General features: G+C 47.5%; 4 protein-coding genes. 1 reads left to right on the top strand and 3 read right to left on the bottom strand.

Annotation, left to right across the window (positions count from 1 at the left end; all coding sequences use genetic code 11):
• From WCO51_09120 to WCO51_09110, 3 genes are all read right to left on the bottom strand, one after another.
• Nucleotides 1-487 (bottom strand): hypothetical protein (locus WCO51_09120; protein MEI6513420.1); only part of this gene is annotated, 487 nt, incomplete at its 3' end.
• A gap of 6 nt (nucleotides 488-493) precedes the next feature.
• The gene (locus WCO51_09115) at nucleotides 494-2,605 is read right to left on the bottom strand and encodes a hypothetical protein (GenBank protein ID MEI6513419.1); all 2,112 of its coding nucleotides are present in this window, start codon (nucleotides 2,603-2,605) and stop codon (nucleotides 494-496) included.
• A 53-nt stretch (nucleotides 2,606-2,658) separates the two neighbouring features.
• Nucleotides 2,659-5,016, bottom strand: a complete 2,358-nt coding sequence (locus WCO51_09110) for an MFS transporter (protein ID MEI6513418.1) — start codon at nucleotides 5,014-5,016, stop codon at nucleotides 2,659-2,661.
• 166 nt (nucleotides 5,017-5,182) lie between these two features.
• On the opposite strand from WCO51_09110, the gene WCO51_09105 reads away from it, so the two are divergent.
• Entirely contained in the window at nucleotides 5,183-5,323 is a 141-nt protein-coding gene (locus tag WCO51_09105; protein MEI6513417.1) for a hypothetical protein, read from the top strand.
• Nucleotides 5,324-5,588 lie beyond the last annotated feature (265 nt).

Genomic DNA, 5,588 nt, shown 5'->3' with positions numbered 1-5,588 from the left:
GTGTAATGACGCTGTCATTTGAAAGGCGGTAGGGCTGAGTCGGAGCTCCAGTCCAATCTACAAACATCTTGTAGTTTGCTTGAGGCACGGCGCTTGAATCGACGATAAAGCCGACATCTTCAAGTACCTTTATGTCTGAGGGGAGAAGTGCAAAAGATCCTGCTCGAAAGGCAGTGGGCTTGACGTGGCATGACTTCAAAACATCTTTGCCCATACGAATCATTTCTGCTCGCTCAGTGGGATCCTCAACAAAGCCATTGTCATCTTCGAAGTGCAGGTGAAGACCTTGTTCATGCCATGAGGGGATGCGGTGGAGGTATTCCTGGTGATACAGAAGCACATTGCTCATCGGGTCTTTGCCGGAAACGTAAATCATCCATGTAATCGGAACGTTGAATTCTTCAGCAACCTTCGCGAGGTCTCTTGTGTAACAGTGACGATTTTCGTGCGCTGATTCACAATCGACCGTAAATATAACCGTTGGCATGGCGCTCTATTGCCTCCTGTTTTTATCCGGATTGGCCGCTCTTATCGGTTGTATCGCAACCTTCTCCGGGGTAATAATGATATTATACACGTCCTCGCCCAAATGAAATCCTTTTATTTTTAATTTGCTCCAACGATCCGGCAAGTTTGGCGCAACTTCTAGGCTAAGACGTCTATTAATTATCTTTACCTTATTTTTCGGCCTTACTCCCTGGTAATTTGACGGGGTCCAAGAATCTTCATCAAAATTCACCCGAATCCCTGCAAATCCATAAAGAACAGCTTGCAAACAACCCCCTGCCCCAGTACAAAAGTAGTTGCGATCATAACTGCTTCGTCTTGTTTCCGAAAAAGCCATCATCGGTTCCTTTAAGTAATCTTGATAGCTTTTTTCGAAATACTGCCAGGCTTCGTTTCGCAAACCCAAATTACTCGCGATTATTGAATAGACCGCTTCCGACATCGCTGGTCCGGAAGTTGTTGTTTTTGGAGCGTAGAAATCAAGCATTCGATGCTTCATGTCCCGGGACATCGGCATTCCGAGCGGATAGATAACGAGCAACGCCACCGCTTGTTTGTAATGATCCATCTGATCATTATCATAGGTAGCATAAAGGTTTTTCTGTTTATCAAAGGGCAAATAAAGGCGATTCGCCACCTGTTTCCATTTAGGATTCGGTTGCGGGCACAATTTTGCTGCGGTCAGTAAGTTCCATTTAGCAATCGCGTTGGCGTAAAGGTCATTGTCTTCCAATTCAAGCTCATCTGCGCTCAACACCTGGAGGATAACATATTTCCCTTTTTCAGGATCAAATTTAGAGCGGCTGACCCAGAAGTTGGCAGTTTCTCTTAATAAAGATAACTCTTGCATTGTCGGCTTCATTCCGGTCCACTTGAGAGACTGATAAAGTCCCCAAGCCACATCGCCGGTGATATGAGCCTCCTCACGAAAATCTCCCCCTGCTGTTTCCTCACCTTTAGGCCCGCCCTCCCAAGGGAATCGAGCGCCGGCATATCCTGTCTGCTTCGCATACTTCATCGCCTCGCCAAGTGATCGCAGGCGATAGTCAACAAGGGATTTAGCAAACTCCGGCTGCATAGGAAGTAGTACCGGCAACATCCATACATCCGCATCCCAAAAAATATGACCATTATAATGCGTGTTTGAAAGCCCCATCGGTGGAATACTTCGACCGTCCGAAGATGCGCTGCTATATAAATAGAATAACCACGACCGAACTCTTTGCTGCCAAAAATCATCACCCACGATCTCAATATCGCTTTGCCACAACTTCTCCCAGGCAGCGATATGGTCGCTTAAAGAGGTCTCGTAGTTGTCCCAAATAGAAAGCGTTTTAGCCTCAGCCACACGAGCTAGTTTTGTAATAACGAAAGTTTGTCCGGATTCAAGCCTGCCATCCCATCGGCTAATCCCATCTTTAGAAGACTGCCAATTCCCCTTGCCTTTTTCAACCACTGTCCTAGTTTCAAAGCTAATGGGAAGACCTTTTGGTGACTTATCACGAGAAGGTCTAGCGGTAAGGTTCGAACGACCGTTTGCGGAAGACGAATCAGTCACTTCAAAGAAGGGAGAAGCCGATGGATCGATACCGCTTCGTACTGTGATTGAAGCATCAAAATATAATGTTTGAACTGTCATTCGAGTGGCGGCCAAATGGGGGTCTTTTCGTGAGAGCCAGGTTTCAACAGTAACCTCGACCTCACCTCGACGGGTTTCCTGTTTCCACTTCGAGCGCAAGATCCCCTTGCGCATATCGAGTGATTGTTGGAACTCTATAGGCTCGGAAGGATAAAGCCGCTCGCCATTTACTTCAACTTCAAGATATTCCCAATTGGGAGTGTTGATGATCCCGCCATCGATGTAGGCAGTTGCGATTAGGCTTGTAAGAGGTTTGCTTTCGGCATCGCAACCTAACGAAGCCGGCGATAGCCGCACTCCAAGAAACCCATTAGCTAGATAAACCGGCATACCTACAGGGTTGTTTGTGACAATCCTCCAAGGTTCAGGCGGAGGAGGTGGGGGTAGGATTCGAGCTGTTTTACGCCCAGCGCAGCCAGTTAATAGAATCAACCCTAATATAAGCAATCGCCATTTCATATCCCAATTTTACCCGTTGATAATGAGACGAATTAAAGGTAAATGCAAACCCTTTAGCCTTTACTCTCGAGTATAACAACGGCTAGGAGAGATAGTTCATGATCGGCGGATTCAGTGTGGCCGTATTTAGCAAGAAGCTGAAGGGGAGCGTAGTCTAAGAAACAGCTGGAGATTTCATGAATAAATTCATTATATCTCCCACCGGCATAGGCTTCAAGAGCGATGGGAAGATGAGGATGGCGTTTTGAGAGGGGCTGGAGGGCTTTCATCACCGCATTATCTCGATGCATCCCATCATAAGAGAAGTAGCTGTAAAGCTCTTTCTCTACACCCCATAGATGAGCTATACCAAGCGCAATTCGCTTGCGGACTAAGGAAGCATCGGATTGTATCAACAAGTTCAATAGCAACTTTGCATCATCTGGATCACCGAGCCATCCGAGCGCATAAGCCATCGCACTAAGAGCTTGAACATCTTCTTCCTTAGCTAAGCTTTGACGAAGAGCTTGGACTGCTTCATGAGAATTCAGACATCGAAGAGCCTCGGCCGCATTAGCTCGAACGAACACTTCAGGCGCCAGTAGAAGCTGAATTATCTCATCTACTGGAAGATCCTGAATTTCCTCAACACTTTGAGTAAGTTGGGCACTATCTATTGACGGTTCAACCTGATGATGCGAGCTGACTTTGCTAAGCGCATCCGTTACGGCAAGTCGAACTGCCGGATCGGGATGCTGAAGCTGTTCAAGGAGTGCCGAAGTTGCATCAGAATGTCCAATTTGACCCAACGCCTCTGCTGCTTCCGTGTTTATGTGAGCGCTGTCGTCTCTCAGCTTTTGAATGAGCGCTGGTACTGCCTTTGGATCGCCGATTTGGCCTAATGATTGAGCCGCTTGCCGTCTAACTTCAATACTCGGATCATCAAGAGCAGCAATTAGCTCACCGACAGCCATTAATGTTTTGGTTTCCCCTAATACTTTCACTGCGTCTGTACGAACCTGCTCCGATCGTCCTTTACTCAAACGCCTTAGCGCCAATAAACCCGCTGGTTTTGTCCCTTTTAGTTGGGATATGACATAGGAAGCTGAACTGGCGTGCGGTTCATGAAGACGACGTATCCAAAAAACCGAGAAGAACCGCCCAAGAGCGCTTAAGAAAAACATTGCCTGAAAACGATGGACAACTTCTATATGAATGCTTGTCATCAAGGTCATTAAAATGCCGCCGATAAGGGGAGCCGCAAAAGCAGTAACACCCAACGCGGAGTAATAGGCGGCAAAATACATCGTCCGCTCTTCTTCTTTACTCTTTGCCATGACCAAATTGAAATGGTTAAGCTCGATTCCATTCCAAGCCGGTGAGGCAATTATATTCATCAAAGTGAGCGTAATCATGATGAATAGGTAGGAACGATCCGGAACAACCAGCATCCACAAAAGAGGGGGGATGACTACCAATAAACTTGAAATGACGAGCGTCGGCTTGTTTCCATACTTATCGCCTAGAAAGCCCCATGTTGGAAGTGTCAATATGCCTGCAATCCCTGCAAAGGTTCCGAACAGATTAATTTCAAAATAGCCTAAATTGAGGTTCTGGAGCATATAAACAGTAAAGAATGGCCCAACCATCCCCACAGAACCCCGAACAGAACAGATGTAAAGAATAATGCGCCTGAACTGTTCATCAGCAAATGGATTGCCCAGTTTGCTAAAGGACTGCTTCCAATCGGGAGTTTCTTCAGGCATAGAGCGCGGCTGTTCTGGCCTTAACCACATCATGTAAAGCGAAACTAAAGTAAACAGGACACCCAGTGCAAAATAGGATGCGAATGCCGTCCGCTGCGTCATCCAATGGTTTTTAACCGAATAGTCCATAAACCAAGCTGCCGGAAGCGAAAGGGCGATGCTTACAGCGATCATAATTGAGTTGCGTTTACCGAAATAACGTCCACGCATATCAGCAGGCACAAGATCGGTTATCCAAGCCATCCATGCTGAAGTCCCGATAGACCCCGCTGTAGAAGATATAGTAAAGAAAAGAATAAGCAACAGCACAGAAACGGAGAATTCAACCGCTTTTGGTTGATGCGTCGCAAAGAGAGCAAGAAATATTATTGGAATAAAACTTATACGTTCGACGAAAGCTGACCTGACGGTGAAATATCTGCGCGATCTAAAACGATCCGCCCATGCCGCCCCAGGGATTTGGAAGATAAACGTAATTGAAGGTAACGCTGCAAGTAAACCAATCCAGAAGTAGTTCGCGCCAATCCAAAGCGCAAACCCTGTCACGAAAGCGCCGCCAAGAAAGACCGAAAAGGCTGACCAGAAGGCCATCTCATAGTTCGATATACGCAGCGCCCGCATCACTTCCAGCCTATTTAGACTTTTCGGCTCATCTTCAACGTTCATCAACAACCAAAACCCCAAAAACCAAAGTTAATTGCAATAATTGGCATGATACCGTATGACCCCGCTTGCGCGGGGCCATTTTACTTGGCCAACGAGTTCAATTCCATATCCCGCTTTGGGGCATCACAAAGACTCCAGGAGTCTCTATCTGCGACTGCAGGAGTCGATGACAAAGACTCCAGCAGTCGTTGTCATCGACTCCTGGGAGTGGTTGGCAGTGACTACGGGGAGTCATCGCCTCTGCCTGCAGGGAGTCTTTATAAAACGCAAGGAGCGACGCATATCGAAGGATAGTCCGCTTCCCTGAGTAGGACACGAGGAGTATCGATGGGTAGTCCGCGTGTAAAAAGGGGTCTGGAGGCAAGCCCCCAGACTTCTAAAGGGTAAAAGAGTAAAGCGTTACAGACTAGCGAGCAAGCCGAAACCCGAAGTCGACCCAGTCGTCGTCCGGGCCGAAGCCGTAGTCCCGGCAGTAGTCCCGGCAAGCCGCCCGGGAGTAGTAGACGGTGTAGTAGTCCCAGCTACCACCGCGCAAAACCCGATAGCTGCCACTTGACGGTCCTGATGGGTCA

This window comes from bacterium (genome assembly GCA_037131655.1).
Lineage (GTDB): Bacteria > Armatimonadota > Fimbriimonadia > Fimbriimonadales > JBAXQP01 > JBAXQP01.
Note: the sequence above shows the minus strand (reverse complement) of the source record. Positions and strands in the feature narration are given on the sequence as shown.